This is a genomic window from Neobacillus sp. BP17, assembly GCF_059579525.1.
In genome coordinates, this window is sequence record NZ_CM184198.1 from 4,317,982 (window position 1) to 4,340,461 (window position 22,480).

The following is a 22,480-nucleotide window of genomic DNA, read 5'->3' on the forward strand; positions in this document are numbered from 1 at the left end:
AGACACCTCACGTATTATTTACATCTACGATAATGGCATCCTTTCCGATTGCTAAGGGCTTCCCGGATTGAATGACTTGTTTGCCTTCCGTAAGATCCGAAAAGAAGCCATCCGTGATTTCGTACCCTATGATTGTGCCCAATTCCTCCTGAAAATATACATCTTTTAACAAACCAAGGGATTCCCCGCTTTTTGAAAGCATCATCATCCCGTCTAATGGCTGTTGATGTGTAAGTGTATATTGGGGGTCTTTCAGCTTTACTAAAGAGGCGTTATCCTCAATCATTACCCCATCTACACCGAAGGAAGCCACTTTTTGGATATCCAAAAAAAAGGATTGTTTGAAAAAAACGCCTTTTTTTACCAATAATCCGTCTACCCTGCCGGTGCTCGAGATACATAAATCACTTACCTCGCCAATTTTCTGACCGCTGTTTGTTTCAAAAACAGGCTGTCCTTTTAATAAAGAGAATGTCCGCAAAGAGTGTCCCACCTCCTGTGAACATTCATAGTGTTAGTCATTTGCCATGAAATCATAAGGTGAAACGTTTTCCATTCCAACCATTGGATTAGCCTGCATGAATTTTTCTTCGTAGGACATGGCAGAACCTATTTCTTCACCTTGGTCATTATTTTCTATCGCTGTATTTGATTCATACTTTTTACCAACATGTGAAGCAGGTGCAATCGACTCTTGCAGCTTTTGACACAAAGTAGTTTGGCGGGAGAGTTCATCCGCTCTTTCTACGCCCATTTTAAGAGCATCGACTTCACCGCAAAGAATTAAGGATTGTTTACTTCGTGTGATGGCTGTATAGATTAAATTTCTACGTAACATCCGATAATAACTTCTTGTCACTGGCAAAATGACAATCGGGAATTCACTGCCCTGCGATTTATGGACGGAGCAGCAATAGGCGTGGGTAATTTGAGTTAAATCTTGTCTGGTGTACTCGACTTCATTGCCTTCAAAGGAAATGTATATCATATCCTGTTTTTCGGTGTTTTCCTTCGCATAGATAATCGAGATAATTTCCCCAATATCCCCGTTAAAAACATTGCTTTCTGGTTGGTTCACCAGTTGGAGTACTTTATCACCAATCCGATATTTGACCTCACCAAAAGCAATTTCCTTTCTTTTACCATCAGGATTAGGATTAAATATTTCCTGTAATAAAACATTCAAGCGGTCAATTCCAGCCGGCCCCCTGTACATAGGCGCTAACACTTGAATATCCTTTGCGGAATAGCCTTTATTTTTCGCATTAAAGGCGACTTTTTCAACCACTTGTGCTACCTGGGCTGTTGAACATTTAATAAACGACCGATCTGCTTGCTTCTGAGTGATATCAGCGGGCAAGTAGCCTTTTTTAATTTCATGGGCAAGTTCAATAATCGAAGAACCTTCTGCCTGTCGGTAAATATCCGTTAACCGTACGGTTGGAATCCGTTCAGATGTGAGCAAATCTTTTAAGACCTGTCCCGGTCCGACCGATGGTAATTGATCTTCATCACCTACCATGATGACTTGGATATTTTCGGGAAGTGCCTTAAATAATTGATTCGCAAGCCATATATCGAGCATCGAGGTTTCATCTACGATGATAATTTTCCCTTCGAGCGGACTTGCATCGTCACGGTCAAATCCTTCTTGACCATTAAATCCAAGTAAGCGATGGATGGTTACCGCAGGGAGGCCGGTCGATTCACTCATCCTTTTAGCGGCTCTTCCAGTCGGGGCTGCTAATAAGAACGGAAAGGGTTCGCCTTTTTTCTGGTAATCCTTAAGCTCTAAGGAACAGCCATGCAGTTCTGAATAAAGTTCTACAATTCCTTTGATAACCGTGGTTTTTCCTGTCCCTGGTCCACCAGTTAGAATCAACATAGGCGACATTAACGCCGTTTGGATGGCTTCACGCTGCGAGGGTGCATATTGGACACCCAGTCGTTCCTCTAAACTTCCTAATGAGAGAAGAAATTCAGATTCTGGAAATTGATCCTTATATTCGGTCTGTTCGAGGATACGCTGGATATTTGTTACCAGCCCTTTTTCGGCAAAATATAAGGATGGTAAGTACACGCGTTTCTCTTCACCAATTAATTTGCCCTCTTCTTGCAGCTTGATGACTTCATTTGAAATATCTATGTATTCTATTTGATCGCGCTTGTTCTCTTCTAAAAGGTCTTTTACTTGTTCCAATAAGTCCTCAGCATGGATGTAAACATGCCCCGTCTGCATGCTTTCATTTTCAAGGATGTAGAGACAGGCTGCCTTAATCCGGTCAGGGTGATTCCCTGAAATCCCTAGTTGGTACCCGAGTTCATCCGCCCGGCCAAAACCGATTCCCTCTATATCTTCAACAAGTTTATAAGGATTCTTCTGCATAATTTCAAGCGTCTGTTCTTTATAGGCTTGATAAATCCGCATCGAGATTTGAGGTCCGAAGCCATATTGATTTAAAGCGACCATGACTTGCTCTAACCCTTGATGCTCCATTAATGTATCGTAGAGCATTTTTGCCTTTTCTGGAGGGAGTTTTGGAATGGAGTCGAGCAATGACGGCTGGTTGAGAATCTTTGAAATGGCGTCCTCTCCTAAGGTTTCAACAATGTTTTCAGCCGTCTTTTTCCCAATACCTTTAAACATCTCACCTGATAAATAGTTGATGACCCCTTGTTTCGATTGGGGCATATCTTTGCGGAAATGATTGGTATGAAATTGCAGTCCAAACTTAGGATGATCCTTAAATTCCCCGAAAAAGATATAGGTCTCCTGTTCATGGATTTTTGGAAAATAACCGGTGACCACAGCTTCTTTGTCCTCATAAGAATGATTGGTTTCATCGACTCTTATCCGTAAAACCGTGTAAAGGTTTTGTTCATTGTGAAAAATGGTGACAATCGGTCTGCCCTTTACAAATTTCCCCTGTTCAGCAAATAAATCCAACGTGTCTTGCTTCTCCATTTAGCTCCCTCCCTTCTATAAAATAATGAGTATTATTGATTGTTTTCTATTAATTTTTTCGCATGACCTGCGAGCAGATGGTCTGGTTGAATGTCGAGTGCTTTGTTTAACATTTCTAATGCTTTGGCTGGATTGTCTTGAAATGCGTAGGAGACACCTAAATTATAAAAGGCATCGGAATGTGTTGGATCCAATTCGATACATTTTTCAAATTGAATGACAGCTTCAGTGATGAATTCTAGTTGTGCAAGGCATAATCCGTATTGAAAACGAGCTTCCGCATCAGTTTCATTTAACTCCACACTTCTTTGTAGATAAGGGAGAGCAAATTTCCCTTGATCTAATTGAACAAGCGTCAGCCCTAACATGAAATAATTATCACTGGATTGCAGACCCTTTTTCATTGCAGTCTCAAACATATTCTTAGCTTCGTGTAATAGGTCCTTGCTAAATAACAAAGTCCCAATACTATAATAAGCAGCCGCAGCGTTATCATCTATTTCAATGGCTTTTTGATAAAAGTTAAGAGCCTTTTCGTCGTCCCCAACTGCAGAAAGTACATTTCCGAAATTTATATAGGCAACTGGGTCGTTTGGGTTTTCTTGAATGGCTTCATTAAAGGCCTTTGCCGCCTCTTCCAGATTGCCATCCTGCATGTATTGTACACCTAATTGGTTTTTATCCATTAGTACCACTCCAATCTAAGAGAAAGTATATCATATTTTATAAAAAAATAACCTGAACAAAAAAACCTGATTCCAATTGAGGAATCAGGCCTTCTATTATCCAACATAGGTTAAACGTTCACCATTTTTAAAAACATGATCAATCGTCCCACCGCCGAGACATTCATCACCATTGTAAAAAACAACCGCTTGTCCTGGTGTAATTGCCCGAATCGGTTCATCGAAAATAACTTCCACTTGATTATCTTCCAAGAGACGAACGGTTACGTTATTATCTTCCTGGCGATAGCGGAATTTTGCGGTACATTTAAATTCAGCTGGCTTTTCACGGTCGGATACCCAGCTGACACTGACAGCCGTAATCGAGTCTGAATAGAGTTTTTCATGATGAAAACCTTGACCGACATAAAGGATATTTCTTTCTAAATCTTTACCAATAGCAAACCATGGTTCACCTGAACCGCCTATCCCCAGGCCGTGACGCTGGCCAATCGTATGGTACATCAAGCCCTCATGCTTACCTTTGACTTCACCATCGAACGTCTCCATGTTCCCTGGCTGGGCAGGTAAATATTGACCTAAGAACTCTTTAAAATTCCGTTCGCCAATAAAACAAATCCCCGTGCTATCTTTTTTAGCAGCCGTGGCAAGGTTTGCTTCCTTCGCAATTTCCCGGACTCTTGGTTTTTCAAGATTACCAATTGGGAACATTACCTTACTTAATTGCTCTTGGGTCAATTGGTTCAAGAAATAGGTTTGATCCTTATTTTCATCCAGACCGCGCAGCATCTTATATTCTCCATCCCGATACTCAACTTGAGCATAGTGACCGGTCGCTAAATAGTCCGCTCCTAAATTCATTGCATGTTCAAGGAAAGCTTTAAATTTAATTTCCTTATTACACATAACATCCGGATTAGGGGTCCGTCCTGCTTTATATTCTTCAAGGAAGTAGGTAAATACCTTATCCCAATATTGTTTTTCGAAATTAACTGCATAATACGGAATGCCAATTTGGTTACATACACGTATGACATCTTCATAATCTTCTGTTGCAGTACAAAAACCGGTATCATCTGTGTCATCCCAGTTTTTCATAAAAATACCGATGACATCGTAGCCTTGCTGCTTCAACAAAAGTGCTGCCACAGAAGAATCTACTCCACCAGACATTCCGACTACCACTCTTGTATTTTTCGGATCTTTTGTTTCCAATGAATTTCACCTCTCTATTGCCAAAAGCTTTTACTAAATTTATTTTTTCAAACGAGTAACAATTCTAGCCGTTTCTTCCGCAGCCTTAACAACTTCTTCAATGGTTGTATTATAACCAAAGCTGAACCGAATCGAATTAGTTAATCGTTCTGAGTTTTTTCCAAACATGGCAACAAGCACGTGGGAAGGTTCAATTGAGCCCGCAGTGCAGGCGGAGCCGCTCGATACAGCAATACCTGCTAAATCAAGATTGACGAGCATTGCTTCCACACTTGTCCCAGGAAAGCTTAAGTTTAATACATGTGGCAAAGAGTTATCAAGTAATCCGTTTATGTTAAATTCTACATCTAGCTCTTGCAGCTTATCAATTAACGTTCGTTTCAGATCTAGGAATTGTTTGCGCTTTGCCTCACGATTTTCATTTGATATTAAAACAGCTTCATGAAAACCAACTATTGAGGCAATATTCTCCGTCCCTGCCCGTCTTTTTCGTTCTTGCTCACCACCGAAGGAACGTGGAGAAAGCTTAATATTAGATTTTGAAAAAAGGAAACCTACTCCTTTTGGTCCATTGATTTTATGGGCTGAGACAGATAATAAATCAATGAAACTTTGATTGACATCAATTTCTTCAACGCCATATGCTTGGACAGCATCCGTATGGAAGATTGCTTGATGATCTTTTAATAACAGTCCAATCTCCGTTATTGGCTGGAGTGTCCCTACTTCGTTGTTACCGTACATAATCGACACTAATATGGTATCTTCTCTTAGTGCAGCTTGAAGGTCTGCCAACGAAATTTGGCCACTATCATCGACGGGTAAATAAGTGACCTCATATCCTAGTTTTTCTAATTTTTGGCAGGCATGAAGGACAGCATGGTGCTCCACTTCAGTGGTGATTATATGTTTGCCACTATGTTGATACGTTTCAGCGGCTCCAAATAACGCCATATTATCCGCTTCTGTTCCGCCGCTTGTAAAAATAATCTCGGTTTCCTTTGCACCAATGCTGCCTGCTAACACCGAACGGGCCTGGTCAATCAGGTGACGGGCTTCCCTCCCATATGAATGGATGCTTGAAGGATTTCCGAAAGTTGATTGCATCACCTCAAGCATTTTTTCAATAACCATAGGATGCATAGGCGATGTTGCCGCATGGTCGAGATAGATTCGTTCCACATTTACACCTTCTATCAAAATAATTCTCAATGTTACTTTTTTACCCTAAATATAAAACATATATCCTTCTGGCGTTTCGTCATTACTATGATTCGCTAGGTCCTCTAAGGTCGTGTTGTCCAACACATCCTTAATAGCATCCCGAATTCGAATCCACAATTCCCGCTTAGCTGGTTCTTCATCTTCTATCCCTTCCACTGGGGCAATTGGTCCCTCTAATACACGGATCACATCACCTGCAGTAATTTTGGATGGGATGTTGGTTAGGATATAGCCGCCGTATGCACCACGAATACTTTTTACTAAACCCGCATTACGCAATGGGGCTATCAATTGTTCTAAATAATGTTCGGATAAATCATTCGCTTGTGCAATTGTTTTTAATGATATTGGACCCTCGCCGTGCTTTTTGGCAAGTTCAATCATAATTGTTAAACCATAGCGACCCTTTGTTGATATTTTCATATCGCACCTCTATTCGTATCTATAAAATTTAATTTAAAATCCATAGTAATTTGATAGGCATTAATTATATCATATTCTTCTTTAATATGCTTTTTCAACGGAAAATGGTAAAGTAAGGCTATATATAGTTAGATTGTTATTCGAATTTTGGAGAGATGTAACCATGCAGCAAAAGCCTTTAGCGTTTCGGATGCGGCCTAGAACAATTGAAGAAGTTGTCGGGCAGCAGCATTTGGTTGGCGATGGAAAAATCATATCAAGAATGGTGAAGGCAAAACAACTGACCTCGATGATTTTATATGGTCCGCCCGGTATAGGCAAAACATCCATTGCCAGTGCAATTGCCGGCAGCACCAAATATGCCTTTCGGACACTTAACGCCGTCACGAATAATAAAAAGGATATGGAAATTGTTGCCGCCGAGGCAAAAATGTCAGGAAAAGTCATTTTGCTTCTTGATGAGGTCCATCGTTTAGATAAAGGGAAGCAGGATTTTTTATTACCTTACTTAGAAAACGGCATGATCGTCTTAATTGGCGCCACCACCAGTAATCCGTATCACGCCATTAACCCAGCAATCAGGAGCCGCTGTCAGATCTTCGAATTAAAACCACCTACACCTGATGAAGTAAAATTAGCATTACATCGTGCCCTCGAGGATGAGGAACGTGGATTCGGAAAGATAAAAGTAGAAATTGTGAATGAAGCCCTGCTGCATTTTGCCCAGGGATCCAATGGGGACGTAAGAAGTTCTCTAAATGCCTTAGAATTAGCTGTATTATCAACGGATAAAGATGAACATGGCATCATTCATATCGATGTAAAGACAGCTGAAGAATGTTTGCAGAAAAAGAGTCTTGTTGCAGATAAAGACGGGGATGGGCATTATGATGTCCTCTCTGCCTTTCAAAAGTCGATCCGCGGGAGCGATGTCAACGCTGCACTCCATTATCTGGGCCGATTAATCGAAGCAGGAGACCTGCCAAGTATCAGCCGAAGATTGATCGTGATCGCCTATGAAGATGTCGGATTAGCTAATCCAACAGTTGGTGCACGCACGCTAGCTGCGATTGAAACAGCTGAGAGAATTGGCTTTCCGGAGGCAAGAATTCCCCTAGCAAATGCGGTGATTGAATTATGTTTGTCACCAAAATCAAACTCGGCTGTTTTGGCTATTCAGGCTGCACTCGAAGATATCCAAAAAGGCATCGTTGGCGAAGTACCTGACCATCTAAAGGATGCTCATTATAAAGGAGCAAAGGAACTAGGCAGAGGAATCGACTACAAGTACCCACATGACTATGAGAACGGCTGGGTTCCACAGCAATATCTACCCGATCGATTAAAACATAAACAATACTACCAACCAAAGAAAACCGGAAAATTCGAACAAGCCCTAGCAATCGTATACGAAAAGTTAACAAGGAAAAAATAGGGTGTCAGGCGCCATGTGAATTCTTCACATGGTGCCTGACACCCTTTTCTTTTTTATGAGGCCACATCACGTTTCTTAAAGACGGTGAAGGCAAAGAATTGGAATACCGCGAAGTAGATGAGTAACATGATGACTGAGAATGTCATTGACATCCCTTCGACCATAGGTGTCCCTTCTACATATTGCATAAGGTTTGTGTTTGCAAACAAGATGTATTTAGCCCAGCTAAATTTAAGAGACAATAGGACAGTAAATTGAGCCCCTGTGAACAATAAAAATAATGATAAGCCGATGGCTAAGGAACTGTTCCGGAATACAGATGAAATCATGAATGCCATCGTCGCTAACATAATCGTATCAATGGAACTTAATCCGTAATAGATTAACAAGTGTATAACAATCGGTTGTTCCGTTACTCGGCCATTAGAATAATTTAGATATGGAACAGCTTGGTCTGGCATTCCAAAAAGAAGTGCGCCCAGCAAAGCCGAGAAAACAAATAAAATGCCAAGCATTAATAACGCGAACAATAAGACAGTCAAATATTTAGAGATCAATATCTTGTTCCGGTTGATTGGTCGTATTAATAACAATTTGATGGTTCCCCAGTTGAATTCACTGGCGACAATTCCAGCTGAAATGATAATTGTAAATAATCCAGGCAGGATTATCAGTTGAGACGCATCTTTTACAAATGTCCAGACATTATATTTTTCGTGAAAGGAGATATGATGCTTGATACGGTAATCATTTATTGCGATTTCCTCTTTATAAAATTGCTTTTCCAGCTTTGAAGTGCTTTGTTCCATCTGCTTCTTTAATGCGTCATTTTCCTGCTGTAATGTCTGTTCCCAATTTTTATCGATGCTGATATCTTTTTCTTGATACTTATGAAAGATACCAAAGGCAGCAGTTATTACAACAAGAATGGCGATCATTACATAGGTTCCAGGTCGTTTAAAAATTTTCATCCATTCATTTTTAATTAAATTAACCACGGTTTGGCACCCCCTTTTCGGTTGTCAATTCAAGGAAACGATCTTCTAATGTCTTCGCAACTTCCCTGATTCCATAAACTTGAATATCCTCCGTTACGAAAGTTTTAATTAGTGTAGGAATTTGTTCCTTTGGAAGTTCGATCGTTAATCCATTCCTAGAAAGGTTCGCTCGAGCATTGGGATAGTGAACACCAATCAGCTGTAAGGCTTTATCAGCGGGGACTACTTCCAGTTCATGGGTCGTTTCAGAAGCAACGTGAACAAGTTCCTGGACAAGCTGTACATCAATTAAGCGGCCACTTTGGATAATGCCAATCCGATCACACATCATTTCCATTTCGGAAAGCAGATGGCTTGAAACAATCACAGCTAGATTTTTTTCACGTGCTAAGAGACGGACATAGTCGCGGATCTCTCGGATACCAGCGGGATCCAATCCATTTGTTGGTTCGTCCAAAATCAAGACTTGAGGGTCATGTAAGAGGCACTGAGCCAATCCTAGTCTTTGGCGCATTCCTAATGAATAGGTTTTTACCTTATCGTGAATCCGATCAGATAATCCTACTAGTTCTACTATTTCAGCAATCTTCTCTTTGGAAATACCATTTGCCATTCTGGCATAGTGAATCAAATTTTGGTACCCCGTCAAAAATTTATACATTTCCGGGTTCTCTACAATTGCACCAATATGACGAACAGCCTCTTCAAAATTAGTCTTTATGCTGGAACCGCCAACCTCAATGTCTCCAGATGTAATCGCCATTAACCCTACGATCATTCGAATTGTCGTTGTTTTTCCTGCGCCATTTGGACCTAAAAAGCCAAATACCTCTCCTTTATTTACTTGAAAGCTAATGTTATCTATAATGGTTCGACCTTTAATTACCTTCGTTACATTTTTCAACTCGACAATTTTTTCCAAACTCTCTCTCCTCACTATGTATTCTCACACTAGTTTATCTTATTCTAGAAAAATTTACCTCCCTAAAACTTCAAAATATAAGAAAAACCCCAAACCAATTAAGGTTTCAGGGCTCCATCAAAAGCTTATTTCTCATCTGATACACGTTGAATTTTGATGCTGCTTAATAATTGTCGCACCACATAGCTTGCCATAATCAATCCAGCAGCTGACGGAACAAAGGCGTTTGATGCTGGCGGCATTTGCGCTTTGCGGATGGGTGCATTTTCATTTCCTACTTCTTTTTTAATATCTTCACGAATCACAATCGGGCTTTCATCAGAGAACACAACAGGAATTCCTTTGTGGATTCGTTCCTTCCGCAGTTTTGTACGGATGACTTTGGCAATCGGATCCGTATGGGTCTTTGAAATATCCGCAATTTTAAAACGGGTTGGGTCCATTTTATTGGCTGCTCCCATACTTGAAATAATTGGAATATTCCTTTTTAAACATTCCTTCATTAAATGTATTTTATAAATAATCGTATCTGAAGCATCAACCACAAAATCTAAATTATGGCTAAAAATTTGTTCATAGGTCTCTTCTGTATAAAACATTTTTAAGGAAATAACTTCGCAGTCAGGATTAATATCTCGAATCCGCTCCTCCATAATTTCCACTTTCGGCCTTCCAACAGTGGAAAGCAATGCGATCAACTGGCGGTTGATATTGGTAATATCCACATCGTCTTTATCTATTAAAATTAACCGGCCGACGCCTGAACGGGCCAATGCTTCGGCTGCAAAAGAACCGACACCGCCGATACCTAAAACAGCGACCGTACTGTTCTTCATAATTTCTAGGCCTTCTTTACCGATGGCTAGTTCGTTCCGTGAAAATTGATGCAACATGATGTTCACTCCAATTATAAATTCGTTATGTTTCTTTTTCCCGATTAAAAATATATCATACACTCCACCAAAAACAAGCATCTTGATAGGATGAATCAAGTAAAAAGCAAAATAAAACCTCCCGAAATCTCCAGGAGGTTGAGCATTTTGCAATTGAAAAGAGTCCCAATTATGCCGTCACTTTTAACATCCTTAGTTTTGATCCCGCATTCAGCAGGGGGGTGCCCTGTTCCCGAAATTGTAAGTCCCCTTACCCGTATAAGAGTGGGGCATTTACGCAATCAGGAAACTCTAGACTCCCGAATAATTAATGTTCGGTCAAAACTTCAGGCAACGCAACGTACATCTCAGGACTCTTCTTTGTTGCTTTTATAATAGCATATTGAAAATCCGGATTCAAGGATTCATGAAAGCGAATTCCTGCTATTTTTTAACATTTAGTGACAGATGTAATTCCTTCAATTGGGCCTCAGAAACTTCCCCAGGAGCATCCGTTAACAAGCAGCTGGCACTAGCAGTTTTAGGAAATGCAATGGTATCTCTTAGGTTGGTGCTTCCAGCAAGAAGCATAACCAATCGGTCCAATCCAAGCGCGATCCCGCCGTGTGGTGGTGTTCCATACTCAAACGCATTCAATAAGAAACCGAATTGCTCATTGGCTTGTTCCGGTGTAAATCCAAGAATGTTAAACATTTTTTCTTGGATCGGACGCTCGAATATACGAAGGGATCCGCCGCCAAGCTCATATCCATTTAAGACAATATCATAGGCCTGTGCACGGACTTTTGACGGGTCAGAATCTAAATATTCAAGGTCTTCCCTAAATGGCATCGTAAACGGATGGTGAGCCGCGTAATAACGTCCTTCCTCCTCATCGTACTCAAGAAGCGGCCAGTCCGTTACCCATAAGAAATTGAATAAACTTGGGTCAATTAAATCTAAATCCCTGGCCAACTTTTGGCGAAGGGCACCTAAAGCATCGGCGACAACCTTTTTCTTGTCAGCAACAAATAAAAGTAAATCTCCTTCTGTTGCTTCAAGGGTCGCTTTAAGTGCTTGGGCATCCTCTTCTAAGAAGAATTTAGCAATCGGACCTTTTAGCCCTTCAGAATCGACTTTTAGCCACGCAAGCCCCTTCGCGCCATATACAGCAACGAACTCTGTTAAGGCATCAATGTCTTTACGTGAGTAATTGTCAGCGGCACCTTTCACATTGATTGCTTTTACTTGGCCTCCATTTGCAACTGCCGATGCAAATACTTTAAAGCCTGAATCCTTAACAATTTCAGAAAGATCGACGAGCTCTAATCCAAAACGAGTATCAGGTTTATCCGAGCCATAACGGCTCATTGCCTCGTCATAGGTCATCCGAGGGAATGCCTCAGGCAGGTCTACACCTTTTACTTCTTTCATTAACTTTGTCATCATCTTTTCCATCATTCCCATGATATCTTCCTGGCTTAAAAAGCTTGTCTCGATATCGATTTGGGTAAATTCTGGCTGACGGTCAGCACGTAAATCTTCATCACGGAAGCAGCGTGCAATTTGGTAATAACGTTCAATGCCGCCGACCATGAGCAATTGTTTAAAAAGTTGTGGTGATTGCGGCAGGGCATAAAACTCACCTGGATGAACACGGCTTGGCACTAAATAATCCCGTGCTCCCTCAGGAGTACTTTTTGTCAAAATAGGTGTTTCAATATCTAAGAAGCCTTCTCCATCAAGAAAATCTCTGATTTGCTTGGTCACTTGATGACGCATCTTTAGGGTTTCAAAAATAACCGGACGACGGAAATCAAGGTAACGGTATTTTAATCGGACATCCTCAGATGCATCGGTTTTATCAGAAATCATAAATGGCGGTGTCTTTGCTTCATTTATGATCGTTACTTTTTCTGCCTGTACTTCAATTCTCCCTGTTTTCAGGTTTTCATTGAAGGTTGCTGCATCACGTGCTACAACAGTTCCAACTATATCTAACACAAACTCGTTACGGATTGTTTCAGCAATTTGCAATGCTTCTTGTGATAAATCCGGATTAAAAACTACTTGAACAATCCCTGAACGGTCGCGGAGATCAATAAAAATTAATCCGCCAAGGTCACGTCTTTTTTGGACCCAACCCTTCAATGTTATTTTTTCACCAACTGCTGATTCTGGGACTTCCCCACAAAAATATGATCTGCCAAACATAATTATCCCCCTCTTAATCCTGTAACTCTTGGAACTGTTTAATAAAAGTTGCTAAATCAATTTCTACTTGCTCACCTGTAGCCATATTTTTTACATTGATTTTATTATTTTTAAGTTCTTCATCACCTAAAACCGCTACAAACTTAGCTCTTAGACGGTCGGCTGCTTTAAATTGAGCTTTAATTTTCCGATCCAAATAATCTCTTTCTGCTGAGAAACCTGCACGACGCAGCTGCTGTAACAATCCAACGGTGTAATCCTTCGCTTCCTCCCCAAGTGCGGCTAGGTAACAATCAATGCCTTCATTAACTGCAAGCTCAATCCCTTCTGCTTGGAGAGCCGCAATAAATCGTTCGATACTTAAAGCAAATCCGATACCTGGTGTTTCAGGTCCGCCAATTTCTTCTGCTAAACCATTATAACGGCCTCCGCCGCACAACGTGGTGATCGCTCCAAATCCTTCAGCATTACTCATAATTTCAAATGCCGTGTGGTTGTAATAATCGAGTCCGCGAACTAAGTTGGCATCGACTTCGAAAGGAATATCCAATTGGGTTAAATACTTCTGTAATTTTTCAAAATAATCCTTTGAAAAATCATTAAGGAATTCAAGAATCGATGGTGCTGTTTTCATCAATTCATGGTCACGGTCCTGCTTACAATCCAAGATTCGGAGTGGATTTTTCTCAAGTCGATTTTGACAATCATGACAAAACTCACCGATTCTTGGTTTGAAGTGATTGACAAGTGCATCGCGGTGAGCGCTGCGGCTTTCCTTATCACCCAGGCTATTAATAATCAACTTCAGCTTTTTTAAACCCATTTCTTTATATAGGTTCATCGCAAGGGAAATGACTTCTGCATCAATGGCAGGGTCATTACTCCCTAATGCTTCAATTCCGAATTGAACAAACTGGCGAAAGCGCCCTGCTTGCGGACGTTCATATCGGAACATCGGTCCCATATAGTAAAGCTTGACCGGCTGATTAGCCAGCCCGAACATTTTTTTCTCCACATATGAACGGACAACTGCTGCGGTACCTTCTGGGCGTAGGGTTAGACTACGTTTGCCACGGTCTTCAAATGTATACATTTCTTTCTGAACGATATCTGTGCTATCGCCAACGCCTCTTGAAAAAAGATCTGTATGTTCGAATATTGGGGTGCGAATCTCTTTATATTGATATTTCTCACAAAGTTCACGCGCTTTAGCTTCAATCAGTTGCCACTTTTCTACCTCTCCAGGTAAAATGTCTTGCGTTCCCCGAGGAATGCTAATGGACATAGTGGAAAACCTCCTTATTTTTTCTTATGTAAGCAGATGGAATTATTACTATTTTCCTAAATAAAAACAAACAAAAAACTCCCATCCCTTGTATGAATACAAGGGACGAGAGTTTGATTAATCCCGCGGTGCCACCCTAGTTGAAGGCATGAACAACATGCACTTCCTCTTTAACAGTTAACGCCTGCTACGTTCTTCTCCTACTAGAGGGTACCCTTTTTCAGAGAGAAGCCTACGGAGTGTTCATTCATTAAGTTCCATGTAGAAATGCTTTCAGCCCAGGACATTTCCTCTCTATTCATGAGTTTGCTTAATTACTATGCTCCATCATTGGTATATCACAATATGTCATTTTATTTAATTAATATTACGGAGCATCGCAGATATTGTCAATAGCCAATTATGATCTTTCTAAATGTTTTTTTAACTTTCTGACATCACCCACTGTTATTCCGAATTCTGATGCGAGTTCAAACGAGTTTGCATGCTGTTCCTTTTGAATAAAATCATGAAAATCAACACCGAAAAGCCGTCCATCCATAGATTGGATGTTCATTCCTTTTTCACTTGCTCTCACTTCTAATCACCTCAGCCTTTTCATCATTACTCATATTATCTCCACCAATCGTGAAAAACTTGCATCCTGATAGGATTTTCTCACCAAATTGGTCAATATTAGCAATTTAGGCATGATTTTCAGCTTTTGATACGCTAAAATAATAGAATAGAAAAGGAGGGCTTTATGGTCAAAAAAGGTAGTTTATGGGTATTATCTATTATTCTTATTTTTATAACTTTTATGCCTCATGGTAAAAGTGTGGCAGCAACAGAGTCCATTACGATTTCCACCGATAATGTCAATCTTCGCGGCGGTCCAGGTCTAAGTTACCCACTAATAAAAATTGTATATCGGGGCGAAAAGTATCCGATTGTGAAAGAACAAGGCGATTGGATCGAAATTGAACTTGCCAATGGCCAAACAGGCTGGCTCGTTAATTGGCTCGTCACCAAAGAAACCAATTCGGCTATAAAAACTAATTACGGTATGGTGAATGCTGATACCTTAAATATGCGCCAGGAACCTTCCGCATTAAGCTCAGTTGTTGGGAAACTTACCTATGGGACAAGCGTCACCATATATTCGAAACAAGATAATTGGCTGGAGATTGGTTTTTCAAATGTAAGAGGCTGGGTTATCTCTGATTTTATTGACGTCCAAGCAGCAGGTGACACATCTTCAGGTACGGCAAAAAGGAATGGCTTAATTGGAACAGTAACAGCCGACAGCCTTAGTGTCCGCTCAAGTGCCTCATTGAATTCCAACCTAATTGGAACTGTAACTATGGGGCAACGTTTTACGATCGTAGAAGAATTGAATAATTGGGCAAAGATAGAGTACCAGTCTGGTAGTTTCGGGTGGGTAGCTGGTTGGTTTCTCGAGAAAGAGACTTCCAAAACTCAAACTGGACAAACCGTGAAGGAAACTATTATTACGATAATAAATAACGGGACAAATATCCGCAAAGGTCCAGATGTACAGTCAGATGTTATCGAACGGACCAATACAGGTGCAGCATATTCCGTAAAAAACATCATCAATGATTGGTATGAAGTTAAGTTAGAAGACGGAAGAATTGGTTATATTGCTGGCTGGCTGGTTTCCATTAACGGGAACAACCCACAGATTAAAAAGCAAGGCGCTGAAGGCTATCTTAAAAATAAAACGATTGTCCTTGATCCAGGGCATGGCGGTACGGATAAAGGGGCAACGGGTGTCAGCGGAACATATGAAAAAGACCTTACACTTCGGACGGCACAACTTTTGTCAGATAAATTAATGGCAGCAGGGGCTAATGTTTACATAACGAGAATAAATGATTCTTACTTACAACTAGCCTCTCGTGTGAATATAGCAAGTTCCTACAATGCGGATGCCTTTATCAGTCTCCATTACGATAGCAATGTTGATCCAAGTACCCGCGGTATGACTGGCTATTATTATCACTCTTATCAACAAGCCCTTGCTGAATCCATTTTTGCATCAACCGTCGGTCAAACGAAAATGACTAGTCGGGGGGTCCGTTTTGGTGATTTCCATGTCATCCGTGAAAATAGTCAAAAAGCTGTTTTAATGGAACTAGGCTATTTAAGCAATCCAGCTGAAGAAATGGTAATAACATCTGCTGGATTCCAAGAAAATGCGGTAGCGGGGATGTTTGATGGACTGGCCCGCTACTTTAAAGAAAATGAATAAACTTCGAAAAAAAAGGCTCAGCACTTGATTAAGTGCTAAGCCTTTTTTATGCTTTACTATCAATAATCAACGTTACGGGACCGTCATTGATTAGTTCAACATCCATCATCGCACCGAAAATACCGGTTTCCACACGGATGCCTTTTTCACGAAGCAAGCTATTAAAAACCTCATAAAGTTCAACAGCCTGTTCTGGACGTGCCGCACCCATGAAATTAGGCCTTCTTCCCTTTCGACAATCCCCGTAAAGGGTAAATTGCGAAACGGAAAGAATTTCACCACCGACATCCATTAAAGAAAAATTCATTTTTCCGTCTTCATCTTCAAAAATACGGAGATTAGCAATTTTATCAGCAAGATAGGCAGCGTCTTCTTGTTTGTCTTCATGGGTTACACCGACAAGCAGGACTAGTCCTTTGGTTATTTGCCCCGTTACTTCCCCAGCAACGGTTACGCTGGCATTTTTACTTCTTTGCACAACAACACGCATTCTGAAACTCCTTAATTCATCATTCGACGTACTGAATAGATATCTGGGATCTGTTTAATGCGTTCGACCACCTTTTGCAAGTGGGCCACATTATGGATAGCAATCGACATGTTTATCGTAGCCATTTTATTCCGATCTGTTTTACCAGAAACCGCAGAAATATTCGTTTTTGTTTCATTTACCGCTTGAAGCACCTCATTCAGAAGCCCTCTGCGGTCATAGCCGCTAATTTCAATGTCAACATTATATTCTTTCCGGTCATTTAAAGATGATTCCCATTCAACCGGAATTAACCTTGACTGTGCATCATTCGAATCAATATTCGTACAGTCCGAGCGATGAACAGATACCCCGCGGCCTTTAGTAATAAAACCTACGATTTCATCTCCAGGTACAGGGTTACAGCATCTTGATAAGCGAATCAATAAATTATCGATGCCTGATACTCGGACACCGGATTCCCGCTTTTTCGTTGCTGGGAAAGTCTTTAAATCCGTAATGGCATTCGTAATATTCGAACTTTGTTCTTGATCCCTCTTTTTACGCCATTTCTCAGTTAGACGGTTTGCCACCTGTAAGGCCGTTACTCCATTATAGCCCACCGCTGCATACATATCTTCTTCATTGGAAAAATTAAACTTTTCAGCAACTTTTTTCAGATTGTCTGTAGTTAATATTTCTTTAATATCAAATTCCATATTACGAATTTCTTTTTCAACTAACTCTTTACCTTTATCCACATTTTCATCACGGCGCTGTTTCTTAAAGAAGGCCCGGATCTTGTTTTTCGCTTGTGATGTTTGCGCAAGCTTCAACCAATCCTGACTTGGGCCGTATGAATGTTTGGAAGTAAGGATTTCAATAATATCGCCAGTCTTGAGTCGATAGTCAAGGGTAACCATTTTGCCATTCACTTTTGCACCTATCGTCTTATTGCCAATTTCAGAGTGAATTCGATAAGCAAAATCAATAGGAACAGAACCAGATGGCAACTCAATTACATCACCTTTTGGCGTAAATATAAACACCATATCGGAAAATAAGTCGATTTTCAATGACTCCATAAACTCTTCCGCATTAGCGGTATCATTTTGAAATTCAAGGATCTCTCTAAACCAGGTTAGTTTTTGTTCAAACGTGGTGGTATCATTCATTGCTTCTTTGCCCTCTTTATACGCCCAGTGAGCAGCAACCCCGAATTCGGCTATCCGATGCATTTCCTTCGTCCTAATTTGAACTTCAAGCGGATCTCCCTTTGGGCCAATTACAGTGGTGTGCAACGATTGATACATATTCGGTTTAGGCATCGCAATATAATCCTTAAACCGGCCAGGCATCGGTTTCCAGCAGGTGTGAATGATTCCTAGGACAGCATAGCAATCTTTAATACTGTTCACGACGATGCGGACAGCTAGTAAATCATAAATTTCACTGAATTGCTTATTTTGCAATGCCATTTTTCGGTAAATACTATAAATATGCTTTGGGCGGCCAGAAAGTTCTGCTTTAATAGCCACTTCTCCCATTCGGCTTTTTACTTCGTCAATGACATCCTCTAAATATTGCTCGCGTTCAGCACGCTTCTTTTTCATTAGGTTAACAATTCGATAGTATTGCTGCGGATTTAAATACCTTAATGCTGTATCTTCGAGCTCCCATTTAATCTTAGAGATCCCAAGACGATGTGCCAAAGGTGCAAAAATTTCAAGTGTTTCATTTGAAATCCGACGCTGCTTTTCTACAGGAAGATGTTTAAGTGTCCGCATATTATGCAAACGGTCGGCAAGCTTAATCAGAATAACCCGGATATCCTGAGCCATGGCCACAAACATTTTTCTGTGATTTTCTGCTTGCTGTTCCTCGTGAGATTTATATTTAATTTTCCCTAATTTTGTTACACCGTCGACAAGCATCGCCACTTCGTCATTAAAAGCTGTTTCGATATCTTTTAAGGATACACTCGTATCTTCTACGACGTCGTGAAGAAAACCAGCAGCAACCGTAGCAGGATCCATCTCCAAGTCAGCTAAAATGCCCGCAACCTGGATGGGGTGGATAATGTAGGGTTCTCCCGATTTTCGATATTGTTCACGATGAGCATGTTTTGCGAATTCGTATGCATTTTTTACTAATTCAACATGTTCCTCATTTAAGTAGTTCCGAGTCTTGTCGATGACTTGGTCGGCTGTCAACACTAAATCATTCGCCATGAAATCACCTTTATTTTCGTCTCAATTTATTTATATAAATGTCATTCGCTAAAAATTAGTTTCTTGAATATGAACGATTGTTACTATTATCGAAAAAAATAGCCAAGATGTAAAGGGATTGAGAAGTTTTTTTATTCTGCTCTGTTAATTTGACTGTTGATTTCCGTTCCAGGCACTTCGCTTTCCGCGGGCGTTGCGGGGAGCCTCCTCGGCGCTTTTAGCGCCTGCGGGGTCTCCCCTGCCCCGTACTCCCGCAGGAGTCTTCGCGCCTGGAACGAAGGTCAACAGAGTGCCAAAATAAATAATATCCTCTAACATAGTCTTTAATTATATAAAGAGAGCACTCGCGCTTCGAGTGCCCTCACTAATGGTTAATAATGCATTAATGTTAAAACATCATAACCATCAAGTTTTTGTCTGCCTTCTAAATAGCTTAATTCAACTAGGAAAGCGATACCGGCAACAACACCGCCAAGTTGCTCCACTAATTGAATCGTAGCATCAATTGTTCCACCAGTAGCTAATAAATCATCCGTGATAAGGACGCGTTGCCCTGGCTTAATAGCATCTTTATGGATGGTTAGAATATCCTTTCCATATTCAAGACCATATCCTACCTTAATGGTTTCTCTAGGAAGCTTTCCTTCTTTACGAACAGGGGCAAAACCAATACCTAAGGCATAAGCCACAGGACAACCAATAATGAAACCACGGGCTTCAGGTCCAACGATAATATCAATCTTACGTTCTTTGGCGTATGCAACGATTTGGTCTGTTGCATATTTATATGCTTCACCATTATTCATTAACGGTGTAATATCTTTAAATTTAATACCCTCTTTTGGCCAGTCAGGCACAATTGTAATAAATTCTTTTAAGTCCATTCTGTAATTGCCTCCTCAAATTCAACCGACTCTTGAATTACTTGATCGAACCAGCCTTTTAATTCCTGAAAGGACGAAAATAATAACTCTCTTTCCAGTTCATATTGTGCTTGTTTTAACTGATAGGTTCGAGAGTCAGTTAGGTCACGCTTTTGCGCTCCAGTTTTTAAAGTAATAAATCCATTGTTTATTGTAACAAAATCCAGGTCAGAAAACACCTTTGACATAAAGTTAATGGTTTCCTGCGACCAACCGCGGTGTTTAGCAAGATCATCAGCATTACGTTTAAGATCAATCGGCCCCTTCTTTAAGAGAAAAGCATAAAACCATTTAAAATGGTCTCGGGTCGGAACCGTACTAAAGAAATCACTCGACTCTTTATAAAAATAAGCATAAATCCTCGCAGGTTGTTTCCCTTTAAATAAAACCTTGAGAATCTCTTTGGAGGATGGAAAATCAACCAGAACAATGTTTGCCTTTTTCCCATCGAAAGCTTTTGCTGCTTCTATATCCTGAATTAGAATAGTCTCGGGCATCAAATTAGGGTTTATTTTTTCAAGGTGCTCTTCATTAAAAATAATAAATTTCCGATTTTCCGCTGGGACTGTATTTGAAAGACTGTTGATTCGCTTTTGTCCTCGATAATCAAATAATTGCCATGACTCAACTGCGATATCATGGATAAAAATTTGTGGTTTACGTATATTGTTCCATTCGTTGACAGATAATTCTCCAATTAACGAAATTTTTGATGCAGGTGAGATATGGTCCACCAGGTGGCCCAGTCCAAAACCGACGCCATCCAGATTTGCATCCTTCTCTTTTACAAGGAGCTTTAAATGGTTTTGCTCACTGCCGATTTTTCTCATACTTGTGATATCCACATTATTTATTAAAACTTTTGGCTTAGGATTGTCCATACCAAAAGGAGCTAAAAGACTCATCTCATCTAAAGAAGATAAATTTACATGTTCCAGCTGGACTTCCTCATCAAGATAGGTGACCGGAATAAAATCTTCATCCGTAAGCTGCTCCTCTGCCAGTGAATTCAATCGTGTGCGGAGTCCAGCAACATCTTCTAGTTTTAAGGTCATTCCTGCTGCCATTGGATGTCCGCCAAAGTGAGGAAGTATGTCACGGCAGGTTGATAAATTCTTAAAGAGATCAAAACCAGCAATACTACGGGCAGAACCCTTAGCTACCCCTTTTTCTGGATCAAAATTCAAAATAATTACCGGACGGTAATACTTTTCAACCAGACGGGAGGCAACAATTCCTATAACACCAGCATTCCAGCCTTCCTTACCGATGACAAGAACCTTATTGGTATCAATTGGGAAGTGTGTTTCAACCTCTTCCATTGCCTCAGTCGTAATTGCATTAACAATAGACTGTCTTGACTTATTAAGGTCATCCATTTCCGCTGCCAAGGTCTCTGCCTCAATCGGGTCATCTGTTAAGATAAGCTGGACGGCAAGGTCAGCATCTTCTAAGCGGCCCACGGCGTTAATCCTTGGTGCGAGTGTAAAACCAATCGTTTCTTCATTTATTGACAGTGGATCAACCCCTGCCAGTTTTAATATGGCTTTCAAGCCAATATTTTTGGTTGTTTTTAACTTTTCAAGTCCTTTTTTAGCAATCAGTCGATTCTCATCTTTTAGAGAGACTAAATCAGCAATTGTCCCAATTACAGCAATCTCCAATAAATGCTCTGGTACTTTTCCATAGAGGGCATGGGCTAATTTAAAGGCAACACCTACTCCAGCCAACTCTCGAAACGGATAGGTACTATCGGGGAGCTTTGGATGAATAATTGCAAGTGCCGTTGGTAATACCGGACCTGGCTCATGGTGATCAGTAATAATTAGATCTAATCCAAGCTCTTCGGCAACGGCTGCCTCATGTACAGCAGATATTCCAGTATCCACAGTAATAATCAACTTTATTCCATTTTCCGCTGCATGGCGGAATGCAGTCTCATTCGGACCGTATCCTTCAGTGAAGCGGTTAGGGATATAAAATTGAACATTGGCTCCAAGATCTCGAAGTGTAATCATTAATACGGATGTACTGCTTACTCCATCCGCATCATAATCACCAAAAATAAGAATCGGCTCTTGCTGTTCAATGGCTTGACGAATTCTATTTACAGCTATATCCATCCCTTTTAGAAGAAAAGGATCGTGAAACTCTTCCTTTCCAAATAAAAAATACCGTGCTGATTCAACGGTATCAAAGCCACGGTTAACAAGCAGTGAAGCGACAAGAGGCGTAATTTTCAATTCAGTTTCAAGCTTTTTTATTAGTTGCTCATCGGATTTCCGAACAATCCATCTAGTTTTCGAACTTAACATGTGTATGTTCACCCCTCAGACTTTCTCATTATACAGGAGTACAGGACAG

The 22,480-nt window shown here is 40.5% G+C and carries 18 protein-coding genes, 1 other RNA gene and 1 other annotated feature; of the genes, 2 read left to right on the top strand and 17 right to left on the bottom strand.

Annotated elements, in window-relative coordinates; genetic code table 11:
* Window positions 1–7: 7 nt before the first annotated feature.
* From AC4QJR_RS21160 to cymR, 6 genes are all read right to left on the bottom strand, one after another.
* Window positions 8–481: a PRC-barrel domain-containing protein gene (locus tag AC4QJR_RS21160; protein ID WP_098575591.1), complete on the bottom strand. Its 474-nt coding sequence runs from the start codon at window positions 479–481 to the stop codon at window positions 8–10.
* A 33-nt stretch (window positions 482–514) separates the two neighbouring features.
* A complete protein-coding gene (gene recD2 / locus AC4QJR_RS21165) occupies window positions 515–2,965 on the bottom strand; it encodes an SF1B family DNA helicase RecD2 (protein ID WP_496524088.1) in 2,451 nt (816 codons plus the stop codon).
* Between the two features lie 32 nt (window positions 2,966–2,997).
* Window positions 2,998–3,651: a tetratricopeptide repeat protein gene (locus tag AC4QJR_RS21170; RefSeq protein WP_496524089.1), complete on the bottom strand. Its 654-nt coding sequence runs from the start codon at window positions 3,649–3,651 to the stop codon at window positions 2,998–3,000.
* Between the two features lie 96 nt (window positions 3,652–3,747).
* The gene (gene mnmA, locus AC4QJR_RS21175) at window positions 3,748–4,866 is read right to left on the bottom strand and encodes a tRNA 2-thiouridine(34) synthase MnmA (RefSeq protein ID WP_496524090.1); all 1,119 of its coding nucleotides are present in this window, start codon (window positions 4,864–4,866) and stop codon (window positions 3,748–3,750) included.
* Window positions 4,867–4,905: 39 nt separating this feature from the next.
* A complete protein-coding gene (locus AC4QJR_RS21180) occupies window positions 4,906–6,048 on the bottom strand; it encodes a cysteine desulfurase family protein (RefSeq protein WP_496524091.1) in 1,143 nt (380 codons plus the stop codon).
* A gap of 45 nt (window positions 6,049–6,093) precedes the next feature.
* Window positions 6,094–6,513 carry a cysteine metabolism transcriptional regulator CymR gene (gene cymR, locus AC4QJR_RS21185; protein ID WP_098575595.1) on the bottom strand — a complete coding sequence of 140 codons (420 nt, stop codon included), beginning with the start codon at window positions 6,511–6,513 and terminating at the stop codon, window positions 6,094–6,096.
* Window positions 6,514–6,676: 163 nt separating this feature from the next.
* Here cymR and AC4QJR_RS21190 point away from each other — a divergent pair, with 163 nt between their 5' ends.
* The gene (locus AC4QJR_RS21190) at window positions 6,677–7,948 is read left to right on the top strand and encodes a replication-associated recombination protein A (protein WP_496524092.1); all 1,272 of its coding nucleotides are present in this window, start codon (window positions 6,677–6,679) and stop codon (window positions 7,946–7,948) included.
* Between the two features lie 53 nt (window positions 7,949–8,001).
* Here AC4QJR_RS21190 and AC4QJR_RS21195 read toward each other — a convergent pair whose 3' ends face one another.
* The 7 genes from AC4QJR_RS21195 to AC4QJR_RS21225 all read right to left on the bottom strand — a co-directional run bounded on the left by AC4QJR_RS21195 (window position 8,002) and on the right by AC4QJR_RS21225 (window position 14,816).
* Window positions 8,002–8,946, bottom strand: a complete 945-nt coding sequence (locus AC4QJR_RS21195) for an ABC transporter permease (protein WP_496524093.1) — start codon at window positions 8,944–8,946, stop codon at window positions 8,002–8,004.
* Window positions 8,939–9,868 carry an ABC transporter ATP-binding protein gene (locus AC4QJR_RS21200; RefSeq protein ID WP_496524094.1) on the bottom strand — a complete coding sequence of 310 codons (930 nt, stop codon included), beginning with the start codon at window positions 9,866–9,868 and terminating at the stop codon, window positions 8,939–8,941. The genes AC4QJR_RS21195 and AC4QJR_RS21200 overlap by 8 nt, the downstream gene beginning before the upstream one ends.
* Window positions 9,869–9,993: 125 nt before the next feature.
* Window positions 9,994–10,761, bottom strand: a complete 768-nt coding sequence (locus AC4QJR_RS21205; protein WP_026563472.1) for a tRNA threonylcarbamoyladenosine dehydratase — start codon at window positions 10,759–10,761, stop codon at window positions 9,994–9,996.
* A gap of 158 nt (window positions 10,762–10,919) precedes the next feature.
* A non-coding RNA gene (gene ssrS, locus AC4QJR_RS21210) (6S RNA) lies at window positions 10,920–11,118 on the bottom strand.
* Between the two features lie 66 nt (window positions 11,119–11,184).
* Window positions 11,185–12,954 (bottom strand): aspartate--tRNA ligase, encoded by a 1,770-nt coding sequence (gene aspS, locus AC4QJR_RS21215; RefSeq protein WP_496524095.1) that lies wholly within the window; start codon window positions 12,952–12,954, stop codon window positions 11,185–11,187.
* A gap of 13 nt (window positions 12,955–12,967) precedes the next feature.
* Window positions 12,968–14,239: a histidine--tRNA ligase gene (gene hisS / locus AC4QJR_RS21220; RefSeq protein WP_496524096.1), complete on the bottom strand. Its 1,272-nt coding sequence runs from the start codon at window positions 14,237–14,239 to the stop codon at window positions 12,968–12,970.
* A 98-nt stretch (window positions 14,240–14,337) separates the two neighbouring features.
* Window positions 14,338–14,579: a binding site (T-box leader), on the bottom strand.
* 60 nt (window positions 14,580–14,639) lie between these two features.
* Complete coding sequence (locus tag AC4QJR_RS21225) at window positions 14,640–14,816, bottom strand: hypothetical protein (protein ID WP_496524097.1); 177 nt, start codon at window positions 14,814–14,816, stop codon at window positions 14,640–14,642.
* Between the two features lie 165 nt (window positions 14,817–14,981).
* Here AC4QJR_RS21225 and AC4QJR_RS21230 point away from each other — a divergent pair, with 165 nt between their 5' ends.
* Complete coding sequence (locus tag AC4QJR_RS21230) at window positions 14,982–16,493, top strand: N-acetylmuramoyl-L-alanine amidase family protein (protein ID WP_496524098.1); 1,512 nt, start codon at window positions 14,982–14,984, stop codon at window positions 16,491–16,493.
* 46 nt (window positions 16,494–16,539) lie between these two features.
* On the opposite strand, the gene dtd is transcribed toward AC4QJR_RS21230, so the two are convergent.
* From dtd to recJ, 4 genes are all read right to left on the bottom strand, one after another.
* Entirely contained in the window at window positions 16,540–16,983 is a 444-nt protein-coding gene (gene dtd, locus AC4QJR_RS21235) for a D-aminoacyl-tRNA deacylase (protein ID WP_098575602.1), read from the bottom strand.
* Between the two features lie 11 nt (window positions 16,984–16,994).
* Window positions 16,995–19,193, bottom strand: coding sequence for a RelA/SpoT family protein (locus AC4QJR_RS21240; RefSeq protein WP_098575603.1), 2,199 nt, complete (start codon window positions 19,191–19,193; stop codon window positions 16,995–16,997).
* Window positions 19,194–19,564: 371 nt separating this feature from the next.
* Complete coding sequence (locus AC4QJR_RS21245) at window positions 19,565–20,077, bottom strand: adenine phosphoribosyltransferase (protein ID WP_026563464.1); 513 nt, start codon at window positions 20,075–20,077, stop codon at window positions 19,565–19,567.
* Window positions 20,068–22,431, bottom strand: coding sequence for a single-stranded-DNA-specific exonuclease RecJ (recJ, locus tag AC4QJR_RS21250; protein WP_496524099.1), 2,364 nt, complete (start codon window positions 22,429–22,431; stop codon window positions 20,068–20,070). The genes AC4QJR_RS21245 and recJ overlap by 10 nt, the downstream gene beginning before the upstream one ends.
* Between the last annotated feature and the right edge of the window lie 49 nt (window positions 22,432–22,480).